Origin of the sequence: Mesorhizobium sp. M0040 (assembly GCF_040323505.1) — a bacterium.
Taxonomy (GTDB): domain Bacteria; phylum Pseudomonadota; class Alphaproteobacteria; order Rhizobiales; family Rhizobiaceae; genus Mesorhizobium.
The window spans coordinates 12,411-29,081 of the sequence record NZ_JAMYVA010000035.1 but is presented as its reverse complement, the minus strand read 5'-3'; the positions used below and the strand labels follow the sequence as shown (position 1 = coordinate 29,081).

Annotated in this window: 17 protein-coding genes; 8 read left to right on the top strand and 9 right to left on the bottom strand. The window is 62.9% G+C overall.

Translation table 11 applies throughout. From position 1 onward, the window contains the following. Positions 1-57 precede the first annotated feature (57 nt). Positions 58-447, bottom strand: a complete 390-nt coding sequence (locus NKJ91_RS24100) for an RcnB family protein (RefSeq protein ID WP_352457538.1) — start codon at positions 445-447, stop codon at positions 58-60. Positions 448-825: 378 nt separating this feature from the next. Between NKJ91_RS24100 and NKJ91_RS24095 the strand changes: the two genes are divergently transcribed. From NKJ91_RS24095 to NKJ91_RS24085, 3 genes are all read left to right on the top strand, one after another. Beyond that, on the top strand, positions 826-2,490 hold the full coding sequence (locus NKJ91_RS24095; protein WP_352457537.1) for a Na/Pi cotransporter family protein: 1,665 nt from the start codon (positions 826-828) through the stop codon (positions 2,488-2,490). A 132-nt stretch (positions 2,491-2,622) separates the two neighbouring features. Next, entirely contained in the window at positions 2,623-2,832 is a 210-nt protein-coding gene (locus tag NKJ91_RS24090; protein ID WP_023678301.1) for a DUF2061 domain-containing protein, read from the top strand. A 128-nt stretch (positions 2,833-2,960) separates the two neighbouring features. After that, positions 2,961-4,142: an MFS transporter gene (locus NKJ91_RS24085; RefSeq protein ID WP_352457536.1), complete on the top strand. Its 1,182-nt coding sequence runs from the start codon at positions 2,961-2,963 to the stop codon at positions 4,140-4,142. 2 nt (positions 4,143-4,144) lie between these two features. On the opposite strand, the gene NKJ91_RS24080 is transcribed toward NKJ91_RS24085, so the two are convergent. Beyond that, a complete protein-coding gene (locus tag NKJ91_RS24080; RefSeq protein WP_352457535.1) occupies positions 4,145-4,702 on the bottom strand; it encodes a GNAT family N-acetyltransferase in 558 nt (185 codons plus the stop codon). A 56-nt stretch (positions 4,703-4,758) separates the two neighbouring features. Next, entirely contained in the window at positions 4,759-5,208 is a 450-nt protein-coding gene (locus tag NKJ91_RS24075; RefSeq protein ID WP_023678304.1) for a GatB/YqeY domain-containing protein, read from the bottom strand. Between the two features lie 319 nt (positions 5,209-5,527). Between NKJ91_RS24075 and carA the strand changes: the two genes are divergently transcribed. Further along, on the top strand, positions 5,528-6,745 hold the full coding sequence (carA, locus tag NKJ91_RS24070) for a glutamine-hydrolyzing carbamoyl-phosphate synthase small subunit (protein WP_352457534.1): 1,218 nt from the start codon (positions 5,528-5,530) through the stop codon (positions 6,743-6,745). 54 nt (positions 6,746-6,799) lie between these two features. On the opposite strand, the gene NKJ91_RS24065 is transcribed toward carA, so the two are convergent. The 3 genes from NKJ91_RS24065 to mntR form a co-directional block, all read right to left on the bottom strand. Then, positions 6,800-8,068, bottom strand: coding sequence for a TCR/Tet family MFS transporter (locus NKJ91_RS24065; RefSeq protein ID WP_352457533.1), 1,269 nt, complete (start codon positions 8,066-8,068; stop codon positions 6,800-6,802). A 150-nt stretch (positions 8,069-8,218) separates the two neighbouring features. Further along, positions 8,219-9,136 (bottom strand): KPN_02809 family neutral zinc metallopeptidase, encoded by a 918-nt coding sequence (gene ypfJ / locus NKJ91_RS24060; RefSeq protein ID WP_352450712.1) that lies wholly within the window; start codon positions 9,134-9,136, stop codon positions 8,219-8,221. A 223-nt stretch (positions 9,137-9,359) separates the two neighbouring features. Further along, positions 9,360-9,815 (bottom strand): manganese-binding transcriptional regulator MntR, encoded by a 456-nt coding sequence (mntR, locus tag NKJ91_RS24055; protein WP_352457532.1) that lies wholly within the window; start codon positions 9,813-9,815, stop codon positions 9,360-9,362. 236 nt (positions 9,816-10,051) lie between these two features. On the opposite strand from mntR, the gene NKJ91_RS24050 reads away from it, so the two are divergent. Both NKJ91_RS24050 and NKJ91_RS24045 read left to right on the top strand, forming a co-directional pair. Next, positions 10,052-11,419 (top strand): Nramp family divalent metal transporter, encoded by a 1,368-nt coding sequence (locus tag NKJ91_RS24050; RefSeq protein WP_352457531.1) that lies wholly within the window; start codon positions 10,052-10,054, stop codon positions 11,417-11,419. A 154-nt stretch (positions 11,420-11,573) separates the two neighbouring features. Then, positions 11,574-12,227 (top strand): dihydrofolate reductase family protein, encoded by a 654-nt coding sequence (locus NKJ91_RS24045; protein ID WP_023678310.1) that lies wholly within the window; start codon positions 11,574-11,576, stop codon positions 12,225-12,227. Between the two features lie 53 nt (positions 12,228-12,280). Here NKJ91_RS24045 and NKJ91_RS24040 read toward each other — a convergent pair whose 3' ends face one another. After that, the gene (locus NKJ91_RS24040) at positions 12,281-13,150 is read right to left on the bottom strand and encodes a LysR family transcriptional regulator (RefSeq protein ID WP_352457530.1); all 870 of its coding nucleotides are present in this window, start codon (positions 13,148-13,150) and stop codon (positions 12,281-12,283) included. 92 nt (positions 13,151-13,242) lie between these two features. Between NKJ91_RS24040 and NKJ91_RS24035 the strand changes: the two genes are divergently transcribed. After that, the gene (locus tag NKJ91_RS24035; protein ID WP_352457529.1) at positions 13,243-13,842 is read left to right on the top strand and encodes a LysE family translocator; all 600 of its coding nucleotides are present in this window, start codon (positions 13,243-13,245) and stop codon (positions 13,840-13,842) included. An 11-nt stretch (positions 13,843-13,853) separates the two neighbouring features. Here the strand turns inward: NKJ91_RS24035 and NKJ91_RS24030 are convergent, their stop codons facing one another. Continuing rightward, positions 13,854-14,645, bottom strand: coding sequence for an SDR family NAD(P)-dependent oxidoreductase (locus tag NKJ91_RS24030; protein ID WP_023678313.1), 792 nt, complete (start codon positions 14,643-14,645; stop codon positions 13,854-13,856). Positions 14,646-14,842: 197 nt separating this feature from the next. On the opposite strand from NKJ91_RS24030, the gene NKJ91_RS24025 reads away from it, so the two are divergent. After that, on the top strand, positions 14,843-15,301 hold the full coding sequence (locus NKJ91_RS24025; protein ID WP_352457528.1) for a MarR family winged helix-turn-helix transcriptional regulator: 459 nt from the start codon (positions 14,843-14,845) through the stop codon (positions 15,299-15,301). Positions 15,302-15,338: 37 nt separating this feature from the next. Here the strand turns inward: NKJ91_RS24025 and NKJ91_RS24020 are convergent, their stop codons facing one another. Further along, positions 15,339-16,517 carry an MFS transporter gene (locus NKJ91_RS24020; protein WP_352457527.1) on the bottom strand — a complete coding sequence of 393 codons (1,179 nt, stop codon included), beginning with the start codon at positions 16,515-16,517 and terminating at the stop codon, positions 15,339-15,341. Positions 16,518-16,671: the final 154 nt, after the last annotated feature.

Here is a 16,671-nt window from a genome sequence, read left to right as displayed (position 1 = left end):
GGCCCGCGGGCCGCCTTCTCGATCTAAACCGACGCAGCGCGGTCAGCCGTTCCGGGCTCACTGCGCGGCGATGGCGCCGAAGATCAGGCCGGAGAGAACGCTGACCAGCAGATAGTCATTGCCGACCCGGATCCACTCCTGGCCGGGACCCGGACGGCGCAGGCCATAGTGGCGATAATCGCGGATCGGCTGGTGACGCTTCCAGCTGGAATATCTCTGGCCGTTGCGCCAATGGCTGCGCTTCACGACGATCTTCTTCTTCACTACGACACGCTTGTTTACGTCGATATGCTTGTTCACGTCGACATGCCTGCCGGGCCTTTGCCAGTCGACCTGGCTGTAGTTCGACTGCGGCGCGTTTGGTGTGTTCAGAGGTGCAGCCTGGCCCTGCAAGGCGGTTGCAGCCAGCATCGAGAAGGCAATGGCGGAAAGAACGATGCGTTTCATGGCGGGTACTCCTTGGTTGTCGATGCCTACGGAATAGAGCCGGAAGGATGAACCGAAACTGAACACAGAGATTACGCTTTCGTAATGATTTCTTACATTTAGAACGATTAATTCAGCGCTACCTTTAAAGCGGCCGTCCGAGAATGGACGCATGACCCGCCGCAACTCCGCAGTCTATGCAACCATTTTGTCAGCCATCCATTTCCGACACGCTCCGTCGCGTGCCAACAGGCGTCGGAACCGGGCAAAATTTATTATTCGGCTAAAATAAATCGGAGTAATGTCAACCTCTGCAATGTCCACGATTCGCGCCCACTTTTTCACCCTTGACGTCACGGCGCCCGCGTCGCTGGCATCTGTTGGGTTGCGGGGTCGGGCATGAGTGGCTCTGTCGTTTTGCTGCACCTTGCCGGTGCGGTCGCATTGATGCTGTTTGCCACCCGTTTGGTGAAGACCGGCGTCGAGCGCGCCTATGGCGATGTGCTGCGCCACAAACTGCGCGCCACAATGCGCAATCCGTTCATGGCGGTTCTGGCCGGCTGCGGCCTGGCTGTCGCGCTGCAAAGCTCGACCGCCGTCACCTTGCTGGTCGGCTCATTCGCCGGCTCCGGTATTGTCAGCGGCATGTCGGGCCAGCTTGCGGTGCGCGGCGCCGAGATCGGCTCGGCACTGGTGGTCAAGCTGCTCACCTTCGATCTGTCGCTGCTGGTGCCGATCTGCCTGGTCGCCGGCACCGTCATGTTCATGGCCACCGAGCGGCGCGACTGGCGCCAGTTCGGCCGCATCCTGGTCGGCGTCGGCCTGCTGCTTCTGTCGCTGGAGATGATCGGCCAGGCGTCGGAGCCACTGCGCCAGAGTACGCTGATGCCGCTCATCGTCGATTACTTCTCCGGCGATCCGGTCACCGCCTATCTTCTGGCGGCGTTGGTCACCTGGCTGTTCCATTCCTCGATCGCCGCGGTGCTGCTGATGGTGACGCTGGCCGGCCGCGGCTTCATCCCGCCCGAACTCGGCATCGTGCTGGTGCTCGGTGTCAATCTCGGCTCTTCGATCATCGCGCCGCTTCTAACCCGCAACGCAGAACCCGGCGTTCGTATCGTGCCGATCGGCAATCTCCTGATGCGCGGCATGGGTTCGCTGATCATGCTGATCCTGTTCCTGACGTTCAAGCCGCTGGTCGCCTTCTTGGGCAGCACGGTGCCCGAGCAGATCGTCAATGCCCACATCGTCTTCAACATCCTGATCCTGATCGCCGGCCTACCGCTGGCGAGCCTGGTCTATCGCGCCTCGGAAAGGATCGTGGCGTTGGGCACCAAGCCCCAGGCCGCCAACGCGCTCGACGTCGTCGAGCTTTCGGCGCTCAACGAAAGTGCGCTCGATGTGCCGAGCCAGGCATTGGCCAACGCCACCCGCGAGGTGGTGCGGGTCTGCGAAACGGTCGAGATCATGCTGAAACGGATCATCGAGCTCTATGAGAGCGCCGATGCCGACAAGATCGGCGCGTTGGCCGCACTCGACGACCGTGTCGACAGGAAGCACGCTGCGATCAAGCTCTATCTGGCCAAGGTCACCAAGAACCCGTTGAGCGAGGACGAGGCGCTGCGTTGCCAGGAGCTGATCGGCGCCTGCGTCAAGCTGGAGCAGGTCGGCGACATCATCGTGCGCAACATGCTGGTCCACGTGAAGAAGAAATTCGAGCGCGGGCTGGAGTTCACGCCGGAAGGATGGCGTGAGCTTTGCGCCTTCCATGCCTTGGTGCTTGCCAATGCCAGGCTTGCCTTCAACGTGCTGGTGTCCCGCGATCCGGAGACCGCTCGCCAGTTGGTGCTGGAAAAGGACCGGCTGCGCGACCGCGAGAAGGAAACCAGCCAGAGCCATTTCGTGCGGCTGCGCGACGGCACCACCAAGAGCGTCGAGACCAGCTCCATTCATCTAGACACCATTCGGGACCTCAAGCAGATCAACTCGCTGCTCGCCTCGATGGCCTATCCCGTGCTTGAGGAGCGCGGCCTGCTCACCGGTTCGCGGCTGAAGGCTGGATAGATTGCGTCCACAGGCCGGGTAGCTTCAGAACATCGCCTATGAAAATTGCTGTGGGCCAATGCGCAAAAATTATCTTTGCGCCACCTCCTGTCTGTCGGCTAAAGATCGCCGCATCTACCGGAAGGAAAGTCGATGGACACCCATTCCCGCAGCTTCGCCAAAGCGCTTTCCTGGCGCGTCACCGGCACCATCGACACGATGATCATTTCGCTCGTCGTGACCGGAAGCATCAAGCTCGCCGCGGCCATCGGCCTGACCGAGGTCGTCACCAAGTCGCTGCTCTACTATCTTCACGAGCGAGCGTGGCTGAAAATTCCTTATGGAAGGAAGGCAGCCGCCTAGCTCTTGCCTCCGCGGCGGGCGCCCGACCGGCGATCAAGAAAAGCTAAAGCGGCGTCGACAATTTCTGGATTGCCCGCTGCCCTGATCCGTGGTTTGAGGCCACCTTATCCGAGGATCGCCTTTCCGCCATGCTCCCCCTCATTGCCCTGTTCATTGCCGCCTTCGCCTTCGGCACCACCGAATTCGTCATCGCCGGCGTGCTGCCGCAGGTGGCGGAGGGCCTTGGCGTCGCGATCCCGACCGCCGGCTATCTCGTTTCCGGCTATGCCGGCGGCATTGCAGTCGGCGGCCCGCTGCTGGCGCTCGCCACCAAAAGGTTCTCCCGCAAGGCCCTGCTGCTTGGACTGACTGCAGCCTTCACCATCGGCCAGGCCGCCTGCGCGCTGGCGCCCGACTTCGCCTCGATGCTGCTGTTGCGGATAGCGGTGGCCGTGGCGCATGGCGCCTATTTCGGCGTTGCCATGGTGGTGGCCGTCGGCCTCGTGCGCGAAGACCAGCGCGGCATGGCGGTGGCGCTGATCCTGTCCGGCCTCACCGTATCGAACGTAATCGGCGTTCCGGCCGGCACGGCAATCGGCAACATCTGGGGATGGCGTGCGACATTCTGGGTGATGTGCGCGCTCGGTGTGGTGGCCTTCACGGCAATCGGCGCCCTGCTGCCGCGCAAGACGGGATCGTCGAGCCCGTCGGCGAGCCTTGGAAGCGAGGTCCGCGTGCTCGCACGCCAGCAGGTCTGGACCTCGCTCATTATTATGCTGATGCTGATGATCGGCCAGTTCGGCCTGTTCACCTACATCACGCCGACGCTGCTTGAGGTCACAGGCCTCGACGAGAAATGGATACCTTGGGTGCTCTTGCTTAATGGGGTCGGCGCAACGATCGGCGTCTTCGTCGGCGGGCGGCTCGCCGACTGGAAGCTGATGCCGTCGCTCATCGCCATGCTTTTCGTACAGGCGGCAATGCTCGCCTTGATCTACGCTGTCAGCCCTTACCCGCTGCCGATGGTGATAGCGATCTTCGTCTGGGGCGGCCTCAACTTTGCCATCGGCACGCCGATCCAGACCCGCATCCTGACCTGGACCGCGGACGCCTCCAACCTTGCCTCGTCGCTCATCCCGTCGGGCTTCAATGTCGGCATCGCGCTCGCCGCATCGCTCGGCGCGGCGATGCTCAATGCCGGCTATGGCTATCGCAGCCTGCCGGTGGTTGGCGCGATCGCCATGCTGGTCGCGGTCGCGGTTGCGCTTGCCTCGCATGTCTGGGAATGGCGAAGCCGGGCTGCGCCGCCGCTGCCGGCTGCCGCCGAATAGGGCTACAGATCGATCCGGTAGCGCAGGCTTTCCGCGCCGCCATAGGCGGCGTCCTCGAAGAAACGCCCGACGAGCCGGCCGCCATTGGCCAGAACGACCTTCTGCGAGGGCACATTGTGAGGCTTGCAGGTGATTTCGACGAAGGGCAGGCCAACCGCCCTCGCCTCCACCAGCATCAGCCGCAGCGCCTCGGTCGCATAGCCGCGTCCCCGTTTCCACGGCACCACCGCATAGCCGATGTGGCCGAGTACATGCGACGGCAGCGCCGCGGTGCCGTGCTGCCAGCGCAGGCCGATTGAGCCTGCGACTTCCCCGTCCCAGATCCAGCGCCGGAATCCGGGCAGCCGCGGCACCGTCGAACCGTCGGGCAAGGTGATCGGCGGTCCCTTGCCGTCGGAATCGTCGAGATCGCCAAGGAAAGTCGCTGGATCCTTTTCGATAGCCGCAAGCTGCTCGCGCGTCGCGTCGAGCAGCCGCACATTGTCCGGCGACCAGCCGCGCTCGAGGGCCGCCTTGTAGGACGGCAGGTGTTCAAGCGCCGGTTTGACGAGTTCGATCACGGGCGCGAGCTTTTGGCTGCCGGATTGCGGGCGCGACGGCAAGGGCCTTCGGCAGCTTACTGAAGCAGGCTCTTGACGATGCCGCTCGCCTTGGAAAAATCCATCTGACCGGCGTATTTCTCCTTGAGCGCCGCCATCACCTTGCCCATATCCTTGACGCCGCTAGCGCCGGTCTCGGCGATGGCGGAACGGACGGCGCTTTCCGTCTCGGCCTGACCCAGTTGCGTCGGCAGGAAGTCGCGGATGATGGCCATCTCGTCGCGCTCCTGCGCTGCAAGCTCCGGCCGCTTGCCGTCATCGAACGCCTTGGCCGATTCTTCGCGCTGCTTCACCATCTTGGCCAGGATCTGCAGGATTTCGTCGTCGCTGGCCGGCTCCTTGCCGGCGCCGCGATTGGCGATGTCGCGATCATGAATGGCCGCCTGGATCAGCCGCAATGTCGGCAGCCGGCGCTTGTCCTGCGCCTTCATCGCACTCTTCAGGGATTCGGCGATTTTGCCTCGCATGGTGCTTTCTCCTTCGAATGCCGCGGACAATAGTCGTGCCGATAGCTCAAGGCAAACTCGATAGCGTCCTGCAAACCGCTGATATTATTCGACGAAATAAATCCAGGCACGCACGGCGCGGCATCATTGACCGCCTTGGCGCCTTCCCCTATGTACTGGGCCTTGCATGAATTGAATTCTAGTGCACGTCGCCCAAAAATGCGTAGCGGTTTTGGGCAACGACAGGCACAAATGAAAACTTGGCGCGCCGAGGCTGTGAGATCGCCGCTTCGCGCCTTTTGTTGCGCCGACTGAGGGCGCAACCTTTAGGAGTGCCGCCATGGCAACGATGACAGCCGCGTCGCCCCCCCCTTGGGCCAGCGAGAGACCGACAGCCCTGCTGGTGCTGGCCGACGGCACTGTCATAGAGGGCCGCGGTCTGGGCGCCACCGGCTCCGCCGTCGCCGAGGTCTGCTTCAACACCGCGCTGACCGGCTACCAGGAGATACTCACCGACCCATCCTATGCCGGCCAGATCGTCACTTTCACCTTTCCGCATATCGGCAATATCGGCACCAATGACGAAGACATCGAGGACCTCAACCCGCTGGCCCGCGCCGGCGCCGTCGGCGCCGTGTTCAAGGCCGATGTCACCAACCCGTCGAATTACCGCGCCGGAACCGGTCTCGACCAGTGGCTGAAGAAGCGCGGCATCGTCGCACTTTCGGGCATCGACACGCGGGCGCTGACCGCGCTGATCCGCGAAAAGGGCATGCCCAATGCCGTCATCGCGCACGCGCCCGACGGTATCTTCGACGTCGATGACCTCAAGCGCCGCGCCGCCGCATGGTCAGGGCTTATCGGGCTTGATCTCGCCAAGGAGGTGACCTCCGGCCAGTCATCGGTCTGGCGCGAGACGCCCTGGGTCTGGAACGAGGGCTTTGGCGAACAGGCTGATCCGTCGATGCACGTCGTTGCCGTCGACTACGGCGTCAAGCGCAACATATTGCGCCTGCTGGCCGGCCTCGGCGCCAAGGTCACTGTGGTGCCGGCAAAAACCGGCGCCGAGGAGATCCTGGCGATGCGGCCCGACGGCATTTTTCTATCCAACGGCCCCGGCGATCCGGAAGCCACCGGCGACTACGCCGTTCCGGTCATCCAGGATCTGTTGAAGACCGAAATCCCGCTTTTCGGCATCTGCCTCGGCCACCAGATGCTGGCGCTGGCGCTGGGCGGCAAGACCGCAAAAATGCATCAGGGCCACCACGGCGCCAATCATCCTGTCAAGGACCACACCACCGGCAAGGTCGAGATCGTCTCGATGAACCATGGCTTTGCCGTCGACGCCGACTCATTGCCGAGCGGCGTCGAGGAAACGCATGTCTCGCTGTTCGACGGTTCGAATTGCGGCATTGCGCTCACCGGCAGGCCGGTCTTCTCGGTCCAGCATCATCCCGAAGCCTCGCCCGGCCCGCAGGATTCGCACTATCTGTTTCGCCGCTTCGTCAATCTCATCCGCGAAAAGCGCGGCGAGCCGGCACTGGCCGAGCGTGTTTAGCGCATGCGCAAAAACGGATTTGATTGACGGCGCCGGCCGGGCTCCCGGCGCCGATCAAGCCCCGTCCGTCACCGCTTCCTGCGCGTGCATGCGTTTGACTTCCTTCGGCGTCGGCTTGGCCACCCTGGTGACGAAGACGACGAGCGCCAGCGTGAGGAAAATCGCGCCGAGCAGATACGGGGCACCGCCGAAAGCTACGGGCGCGCTCGGCCCCGTGAACCAGGAAAAGATCGCCGTATAAAGCAGCGGTGTGATGATCGAGGTGATCGAGAAGATCGAGGTCATTGCGCCCTGGAGTTCGCCCTGGGCGGAAGGTGGCACCTTGGCGGCCGCAAGGCTTCTGAGCGGCGGGTCGGCCAACGCCTCGAGACATCCGACGACGATCACTGCATAGATCATCCAGCCTTGTGACGCGAAGGCGTAGCCGAAGGCGCTGAGTGCGGTAAATGCCAGACCGATTACCGCCGTCTTCCACTCGCCAAGCTTAGGGATCACGCGCGGCAGGACTGTCGCCATGACGATCGCCCCGCACAGGCCGAAGGCGCCGAGCGAGAAGCCGATCTGTTGTTCGCTCCAGCCATAGCGATAACTGGAGACGAACGACCAGACCGCAGGATACATCATGTGCCCCAGCGTCATCAGAAAGAAGACAAGTCCGATCCAGCCGATACCTTCGTAGTTGCGCATCTGGACGAGCGTGCCGACCGGGTTCGCGCGTTTCCACTCGAAGCGGCGACGGTGCTTGTTATCAAGTGTTTCCGGCAACAGAAACAGCGCGATCAGAAAGTTTGCGAAAGCAAGCCCGGCAGCGAAATAGAACGGCACACGCGGCCCGAACGTGCCGAGCAACCCGCCCAGAACCGGCCCTATGACGAAGCCGACGCCGAAAGCAATGCCGAGCAGCCCGAAATTCTTCGCACGATTTTCGTCGGTCGAGATATCGGCAATGAACGCCGATGTCGTGGAATAACTGGCGCCGGAAATGCCGGCCAGCACGCGGCCGATGAACAGCATCGGATAGGACCAGGCGATAGCGCAGACCAGATTGTCGATAGCGAACGTCAGCACCGAGGCAAGCAGGATAGGCCGCCGTCCGAACCGGTCGCTCAACCCACCCATCACTGGTGCGAAAACGAACTGCATCGCCGCATAGACGAAGAACAGCCAGCCGCCCTCGATAGCCGCCTCACTGATGCCGACGCCGGTCAATTCCCTGAGATAGGCCGGCAGCACCGGCATGATGATGCCGAAGCCGATGATGTCGAGCAGCAGGGTGGTGAAAACAAGCGCAAGGCCCCGCCTGGCGGTTTTGGGGTCTATCATGATGGTATCTCCTCGGGCCGCCCGAGCGAACGGGAACACACCTTATAGGCGAGCACATCGCTGGGAACAATGAGGGAACGGGCAGAGTGCTTTCATCCTGACATCCCCTGACTGCGATCCAGTCTCTCGGATTACGAGAAAACCGGCGGCTCAGATCGGGTTGTTGAACGTGTCGCAGTCCGAAAGCTTGCCGTTCTGGAAGCCTCGCGCCAGCCAGGTCTGCCGCTGCTGCGACGTGCCGTGGTTGAAGCTTTCCGGCACGACGTAGCCCTGCATCTTCTTCTGCAGCGTGTCGTCGCCGATCTGCTTGGCGGCGTTCAGTGCCTCCGCCATGTCGCCCTGCTCCAAAATGCCCTTCTGGCCGGTGAAATGTGCCCAAATGCCGGCAAAGCAGTCGGCCTGGAGCTCGACCTGCACCGACATGTGGTTGGCGTCCGCTTCGCCCATGCTCTGCCGCATCTGGTTGAATTTGGGCAGGATGCCGACCAGGTTCTGCACGTGATGGCCGACCTCATGCGCGATCACATAGGCCTGTGCGAAATCGCCCGAGGCACCGAACTGCTGATCGAGCTGCTGGAAGAAGGTGGTATCGAGATAGACCTTGCGATCGTTGGGACAGTAGAATGGTCCGGCCGCTGACGAGGCAGAACCGCAGGCGGAGCGAATCTGGCCGCTGAACAGGACCAGTTTTGGATCTTGATAGGTCAGGCCCTCGGACTGGAAAATACCAGTCCAGGTATCCTCGGTCTCGGCCAGCACGGTCGACACGAACTGCTTCATCTCGTCGGATGCCGGCGCACCGGTGCCGCCGCCTTGCTCGCCGCTATTGTCGGTGATCTGGCCGCCGCCGGGCTGCAAGCCGCTGTTATCGAGGATCTGACTCGGGTCGAAGCCGAAATACCACCCTGCCAGGAAAATCAATCCTACGATGATAATGCCCGACATGCCGCCGCCGCCGGCGCGACCGCCGATCGGGATGCGAAACTGCCCCGGCCCGCCGCCAAGCCCGCCGCTCTGGCCGCGCTCGTCCTCGACATTGTCACTCTGACGACGGCCCTTCCAGAGCATGGCAACCCCCGTGATGCAATTTTCCGGCCGATCGGGCCGTGTCCCGGTTCGATCGGACACGACAACAATTATCTCAACGGTTACGCCAAGTCACAGTATTTTTCGTGCGAACAAGCAATGCTTGCTGACGCTTGCCTGCTCTGGCCGAGACATCGCAAGGTCTGTGCCGTTCACCCTGCTCGTGGGAAGCGAGTCGCGCGAAGAGATACGCTGGCCGTGCTTTTCAGCGGGCGGCGATTATTGCCTTGCGAAAGGCTTCGAGCGTCTCGGCGCTGACATGATGCTCGATGCCCTCGGCGTCGATGCGCGCCGTCTCGGCGCTGACCCCGAGCGAGCGCAGGAAGGCCTCGACCGTCTGGTGGCGAATGCGGCTCTGTTCCGCAACCTTGCGGCCGGCATCGGTCAGGAACACGCCGCGATAAGGCTTCCGGGAGACCAGCCCGTCGGCGCACAGCCGCGTCAGCATTTTCGCCACCGTCGGCTGAGCGACGCCGAGCCGTGCCGCGATATCGACCTGGCGCGCCTCGTTGCCATCCTCGATCAGGTCGGCGATGAGCTCGACATAATCCTCGACCAGCGCGCTGCGGCGCGCTTCACGCGTCTGCCTGAAGCCTTCCGAGTGGATTTCTGCGTCAGGCAGCGGCTTTTCGCGAGGAACCGGTCTTTTCTTCAGCGCCAATACGCGCTCCTCCCGGCAGTTTGAATCGACATTGCGGTCATAACACGGAACCCTATTGGTTCTGGCCGTTTATTTCCATTCGGTGGCCGGCGCAACCGGCGTTCACTGCCGTTCCGGCCGCACGGCCAAGCGGCCACAAGAAAAAGCTCAGACAATGAAATATAGCATATTGCATAATGTTCAGCCTTGGCATAGATAAGGAGACAACATCGATCGTTCCAGTGGAAAGCCATTTCATGTCGGAAGCCGAAGCCACCTCAGCCCCCCGGTCCATGTGGCGATTTGCCCGCCCGGAGGACGACGAGCAGCCCAGCCTTCGCGAAGTCAACGCAACGATCGCGGTGCCGCACTCGGGGATCTGGCTTCGCCGGCTGTTCGCCTTCATGGGGCCGGGCTACATGGTTTCGGTCGGCTATATGGATCCGGGCAATTGGGCGACCGACCTCGCTGGCGGGGCCCAATTCGGCTACACGCTGCTTTTCATCATCATGTTGTCGAACCTGATGGCGATCCTGCTGCAGGCACTCGCCGCCCGGCTCGGCATCGCCACCGGCCGCGACCTTGCGCAGGCGTGCCGCGCCTATTATCCGCGACCGGTCAATTTCATGCTTTGGGTCGCTTGCGAATTGGCCATCATCGCCTGCGACCTGGCCGAGGTCATTGGCACGGCGATCGCCTTGCAACTGCTGTTCGGGATTCCGCTGATCGGCGGCGCCATTATCACCGCGCTCGATGCCTTCCTGCTGCTGCTGCTGATGAACAAGGGCTTCCGTTTTCTCGAGGCCTTCATCATAGCGCTTTTGATTATCATCTTCGGCTGCTTCGCCATTCAGATCTTTGCCGCCGCCCCGCCGGTCGGCTCCATCCTGCACGCGATGTTCGTGCCGTCGTCCGAGATCGTCACCAATCCGGCCATGCTCTACATCGCCATCGGCATCATCGGCGCCACGGTGATGCCGCACAATCTCTATCTGCATTCCTCGATCGTGCAGACCCGCGCCTATGAGCGCACCGATCGCGGTAAGCGCGACGCCATCAAATGGGCGACGACCGACTCGACCATCGCGCTGATACTGGCGTTGTTCGTCAATGCTTCCATCCTGATCGTGTCGGTGGTGGCGTTCCACGGCACCGGTCATCATGACGTTGCCGAGATCGGCCAGGCCTTCGAGCTTCTGTCGCCGCTGCTTGGCCTCGGCATCGCTTCCATCCTGTTTGCCGTAGCGCTGCTCGCCTCCGGCCTGAACTCGACGGTGACGGCGACGCTCGCCGGCCAGATCGTGATGGAAGGGTTCTTGCGGCTGCGCATCCCGCAATGGGCGCGCCGCCTGCTGACGCGCGGCATCGCCATCATCCCGGTGGTGGTGGTCACCGCGCTCTATGGCGAGAAGGGAACCGGCCAGTTGCTGGTCTTCAGCCAGGTAATCCTGTCGATGCAGCTCCCCTTCGCTGTCGTACCGCTGGTGCAGTTCGTCTCGGACAAGCGCAAGATGGGCAATTTCGCCATTTCCCGCGCTGTTGCCGTGCTGGCCTGGGTGGTCGCCGGGCTCATCCTGGTGCTCAACTTCAAGCTGCTCTACGATACGGTCGTCGGTCTGGGCTGAGCGTTTCTCTTCTCCAAGCCGACGCAACCAGGTCGGCAGTCATCCGCCCTTCCAACCCTGGAAATTTGCCGGCCGCTGTCGGATAAATGTCCGTTCGCCCGTCCTTGGCTCGAACTCCGGCCATGACGGCACGGATCAGGGAAAGGGAGCTCCAATGAGGAAGATCATCGCCGCAACATTCGTCAGCCTCGACGGCGTCATGCAGGCGCCCGGCGGCCCGCAAGAGGACCCTGTCGGCGGCTTCAAATTCGGCGGCTGGACGTTTCACTACTGGGACGATGTGATGGGCGCCGCGATGGGCGAGACGTTTTCAAAACCGTTCGCGCTGCTTCTCGGCCGCAAGACTTACGACATCTTCGCCGCCCACTGGCCTTATCAGAAGAATGATCCGATCGCCGACAGCTTCAACGCCGTCACCAAATATGTGGCGACGCACAGGCCGGATTCGCTGTCCTGGCAAAACAGCCAGCCGCTCGGCAGCGATGTCGTGGCGACGTTGCGCCGGATGAAGCAGGAGGACGGCCCCGACCTGCTCATTCAGGGATCGAGCGAGCTGATCCAGACCTTGCTCGCCAATGACCTGATCGACGAGATCAGCTTGCTGATCTTCCCGCTGGTGCTGGGCAAGGGCAAAAAACTGTTCGGCAGCGGCACGATACCTGCCGCCTTCAAGCTGACCCGTTCGCAGGCATCGACCACCGGCGTCCTCATGGCGAGCTATGAACGCTCCGGCGAGATCAAGACCGGGTCATTTGCCACGGAGCAGCCGTCCGAAGCCGAGATCGAGCGGCGCAAGAACTGGAAGTAGATGCCGCGGGGCGATCAAGGACGGCTGAACACTGGCCGTCCTTTTTGCTGTTTTTAAGCCGCCTCTCGTCGCCCTGCCAACCCATCGCGGAGGTGGCCCGCGAATGCCAGTGCAGCCGGCGCGACGTCGTGCTTCGGCAAATGCAGATTGATCGAAAAATTCGGCAATGACGGCAGCTCCGGATCGTTGGCCAAAATGTCGAGGTCGACAGGCACGGTCGACGCCAACCAGGTGGTGACGGCCAAGTCCGAACGCACCGTCGCCGTCGTCGCGTCGATGCTGCCGTTTTCGAATACGGTGCGCCATTCCAGCCCATGCTCGTTAAGCGCCTCCAGCACCACCGGGCGGAACGCACAGGTCTCGGCGACCATCGAAACCGGCAAGGGCCGCTTGCCGCGGGCGGCGCCGCCTTTGGCGCCGACCCAGACCAGCCGGTCGACAACAAGGCATTCGCCGGCCGACCGACCGATCGGCTCCTCGATCACCGCGAGCTCTATCGTGCCGGTCGCCAAGGCTGCGGCCAACTCTGGCGACGAAGCACAGACAAGCGAGATCTCGACCTGCGGATAGGCCTCGGCATAGGCCTTCAGCACCGGCGCAAGCAAGGTGCCGACAAGGTCGTACGGCACCCCGAGCCGCACCTGACCGGCAACCGCATCGCCCGCCATCTCCGCCAGGATCTCGTCATTGAGGGAAAGCAGGCGCTTGCCCTTGCCGAACAATCGCTCGCCGGAGCGGGTCAATCGCAATCCGCGCCGATCGCGATCGAACAGGCTGCAGCCGAGAACCTCTTCCAAACGCTTGATCTGCTGGCTGACGGCACCTTGCGTCAAATGCAGCGCGTTGGCCGCCGCCGTCATGCTGGCCTTATCGGCAACGGTGACGAAGGTTCGGATCAGGGCAGTATCGAGATTGCGGAGCATTCGGCTATTATATTTGCTAATACAGATCATAGCAAACATTGCATTTACTGATGAGCCAAACAGCCTACCGTGCAGGCTTCAAAGGAAGCAGCATGTTTGAAACCGTCCTTCCCCTCGTCCTGTTCGCGCTGGTCTCAACCTCAACGCCCGGCATGGCCACGACCTTATCGACGGCGTCCGGCGCGCAGTTCGGCTTTCGCCGCTCTATCCCGCTGATGGCCGGGAGTGCGGCCGGCCTGGCCACGGTGGCTGCGGCAGGTGCTGCCGGGCTCGCCGGTCTGCTGGCCGCCGCTCCTTCGCTGCAACTGGCAATGAAAATGGCCGGTACCCTCTATCTGACGTGGCTTGCCCTCAAAATCGGCCGCAGTGGTCCGCCCAATCTCGACGTGGCCATGGCAAAGCCGAACAGCTTTTTGGGCGGCGCCGGCCTGCAATGGATGAACCCAAAGGGCTGGGCCATGGGGCTGGGAGCGGCGGCATCCTTTGCCGCGCTCGCCAACGGGCCGCTGCAACTCGCCTTGCTGCTCGGCACGGTCTTCGGCCTTGCAGCGGCCCTATCGCTGGCGGCGTGGTGCGTGGCGGGCACGCTGCTCGCCCGGTTGCTGCGAACCGAGCGGCAGTGGCGCATGCTCAACATCATGCTTGGCCTGCTGCTGGCCGCCTCGATCATCCCGATGTGGCGGACAGCGTAAGATCAGTTATTTCAGGCAGCGTAGCGTGCCGCCGGCTTGCCGGCCAGCAGGCTGCCGAAGAAACCTTGCCGCGCACCAAGATAGGATTCCAACCCAGCCGGATCGGAGAGCCCGGGCGCGGTGACGGTTTCGCCCTTGGCCAGGCCGACAAGCGCTGCATCGACCAGATCGTCGGCAGTCATAACGATCTCTGCCGGCAGGTCGGCAATATCGCTTCCGGCAACTTCCCAGAACTCGGTCCGCGTAGCCCCCGGCAGCACGACCTGTATGGCGACCTTGCTGTCGGCGACTTCCCGCTGCAAGGCCTCGGTGAAGTTGACGACATAAGCCTTTGTGCCGCTGTAGATGCCGCCGAACGAGGTGTCGAAGGCCAGCACCGACGCGATGTTAACGATGGCACCGCGGTTGCGCGCCAGCAGCTCCGGCAGGACCGCGCGGGTCAAACGAGTCAAAGCCACGACATTGACCTTGATCATGCGCTCGGCCACATCAGCGTCGGCCGTTGCCACCATCTGCGCGCCGCCAAGGCCGGCATTGTTGACCAGCAGCGTCACGCTGTCGTCGGTTGATATCGCCTGCTCGACCCGTCGCAGATCGCCGTCGTCGGCCAGGTCGGCGCTGATGACGCCGACCTTGATGCCATACGCGTAGCGGAGCCTCTCCGCCAATTCCTCCAACCGATCGGCGCGCCGCGCCACCAGCACCAGATCATAACCTAGGCCGGCGAGCCGGTCGGCATAGACCGCGCCGATGCCGGACGAGGCGCCGGTGACGACCGCTGTACCTTTGTCCTGATTGCTCATTGTCTTGCTCCTTCTGGTTCGATTCCAAATGCCAGTGCCGCACGGCAACACACCCTGCTTCGACTGGCACACGAATTATTGGCATATGCCACTATTTGAACGTAGGCATATGCCACCATCTTGTCAATCCGGGGAGCAAGGACTATTTCTGGTTTGCATCGAGGGGTCCCTTCCGGTCCCTCATCGGAAATCCGCCAATGTCCCAAACCACCCTGCCCGGCCTGGCGCTTTGCAATAACGCCATGCTGCGCCGCGCGACGCGGAAACTCGGCCAGTTCTATGACGATGTGCTGGCCCCATCGGGTCTGAAGGCCACGCAGCAGGGCCTGCTTTATCAAATCCACGTCGGCAACGAACCGACGATGGGTGCCATTGCCGCGGCCCTCGTCATGGACCTGTCGGCCCTCGGTCATACGCTGAAGCCGCTGATCCGCGACGGTTATGTCGAGACCTTCGCCGACCCTGCCGACCGCCGCATCAGGCGCGTCAGGCTGACACCGCAGGGCCGGACCAAGCTCGAAGAAGCCCTGAAGCTGTGGCAAGTCGCTCAGCAGCGCTTCGAGGAGATGTTTGGCAAAGAGCAGGCGGCAAGCCTGCGAGCGGCGCTGGACGAAATCGCCGCGCTGGATTTTGACGCACCGCCGGCCGCGACTTGAACTATCGGCGGCCGGCAGCCAAGCTCCACTGACAGCCTTATTCGGCCGGCATCGCCACCGGTCGCGCCGCCAGGTGGCCCGCCAGCACGACGCCCAGACCGACGATCGGGAATGCCGCCGCGACCACGCCGAGGTCGGCCGGTGCGCCATAGCGCAGCACCGCGGCGCCGACCACGGCGCCCAGTGCCACGCCGAGATAGAGCGCCGAAGCGTTCAGCGACAGCACGATTGGCGCGGCATCGGGCGCCAGCTTGATGATGCGGCTGGCCTGCGCCGGCGGGAATGCCCAGCCGACGATGCCCCACGGCACCATCATGGCCATCAATGCCGGCCCGGCGATCTCGCGCGGCAGGAACATCGGGATCAGCGAAAACGTGACCAGCATCGCGGCACTCAGCGCCAGCGACCAGCAGACGGTGCGCGTCGCGCCGAAACGGTCGGCGGCCTGACCGCCGCCGATATTGCCGATGACCGCGCCAACGCCGAAAGCGAGCAGCATTCCGGGAAGCGCGATCGGGTTCAGTCCGCCGCCTTCGATCGCCAGCGGCGCGACAAAGGCAAAGACGGTGAAGGCGCCGATCAGAGCCAGGATGGTCGTCACCAGGATAGGCATGACGCCGGGGCGAAGTGCCGCTGCCAGCCGCATCCGGAGCGGCAGCCTGGTGCCGACGATGCCGCGCGGCAGCCGATACCACAGGATCGCGCCGGCGAGCGCACCAAGGCCGGCAATGGCAAAGAAGGTGCCGCGCCAGCCGGCAACCGTCGCAACGAGCGCGCCGAGCGGTGCTCCGACCGCGACCGCAACCGTAGTGCCGCCGACGACCACGGCAATGGCGCGGGCGCGGTGATGATCGTCGACAAGCGCAACGGCCGTTCCCTGTGCGGTCGCCGCGAACAAGCCTGACGACAGCGCCATGACGATGCGCGCGATCAACAGCAATTCGAAGGAGGAGCTTAGCGCCGCGGCGACGTTGCCCAACACGAAGAACACCAGCGTCCACAGGATGACGCGGCGCCGGTCCCATTCGCCGGTCAGCGTTGCCAGGATCGGCGTGCCGATCGCATAGGCGAGCGCAAACGCGGTGATCAGCGTGCCGGCGAGCGGAACGGAGATGGCGGCATCCTTTGCAATGTCGGGCAAAAGGCTGGAGATGACGAAACCTTCGGTCGAAATCGTGAACGATCCGAGCGCAAGCCAGATGAGGCGCTTATCCATGGCAATTTCCTTAGTTCAAAGGTTATTGAACAATTGGACATAACAGGGCATGATGTCAACAAAGCCGCTGCAAAATAGCCGAACCATCCTGACAGCCCGGTGTCAGGACGGGGCGACGGGACGAAACTATGTGTCCATTAGCCACGAGAGGAGA